This is a genomic window from Plantactinospora siamensis (genome assembly GCF_042434095.1).
Classification (GTDB): Bacteria; Actinomycetota; Actinomycetes; order Mycobacteriales; family Micromonosporaceae; genus KBS50.
This window is the reverse complement of sequence record NZ_JBHLUE010000033.1, coordinates 1-798: the sequence shown is the minus strand read 5'-3', so window position 1 is coordinate 798 and position 798 is coordinate 1. Positions and strand designations below refer to the sequence as shown.

The 798-nt window shown below is 64.7% G+C and carries 1 protein-coding gene; it reads left to right on the top strand.

The genetic code is table 11. The annotated features are described in order from the left end of the window. A partial coding sequence (locus ACFFHU_RS29150; RefSeq protein WP_377343665.1) for an AAA family ATPase occupies nucleotides 1–798 on the top strand: 798 nt, incomplete at both ends.

The following is a 798-nucleotide window of genomic DNA, read 5'->3' as shown; positions in this document are numbered from 1 at the left end:
GCAGCGAGGACGCGCTCATCCAGTTGGACATGTCGGAGTTCCACGACCGGTACACGGTGTCCCGTCTCGTCGGTGCGCCTCCCGGCTACGTGGGCTACGACGAGGGTGGCCAGTTGACCGAGAAGGTGCGGCGGCGGCCGTTCTCGGTGGTCCTGTTCGACGAGATCGAGAAGGCCCACCCGGACGTGTTCAACACGCTGCTGCAGATCCTGGAGGATGGGCGGCTGACCGACGGTCAGGGCCGGATCGTGGACTTCAAGAACACGGTCATCATCCTGACCACCAACCTCGGCACGCGGGACGTGGCCAAGGCGGTGTCGCTGGGCTTCCAGGCGCGTTCGGAGGGCCAGGAGTCCAACTACGAGTGGATGAAGAGACGCGTCAACGACGAGCTGAAGCAGCATTTCCGCCCGGAGTTCCTGAACCGGATCGACGACACCATCGTGTTCCACCAGCTGAACCAGACCGAGATCCTGTCGATCGTGGACATCATGATCCGGCGGATCGAGTCGCAGCTGCGGAACAAGGACATGGGTCTGGAGCTGACCGACAACGCCAAGAAGTACCTGGCGAAGAAGGGCTTCGACCCGGTCCTGGGGGCTCGGCCGCTGCGCCGGACCATCCAGCGGGACATCGAGGACAACCTGTCGGAGCGGATTCTGTTCAACGAGCTGACCCCGGGTCAGATCGTGGTGGTCGACTGCGAGGGCGACCCGGAGAACACCGACAAGTCCAAGCTGGTGTTCCGGGGGGCCGAGAAGCCGGTCGAGGTGCCGGACGCGGTCCCGGCCGACCTCG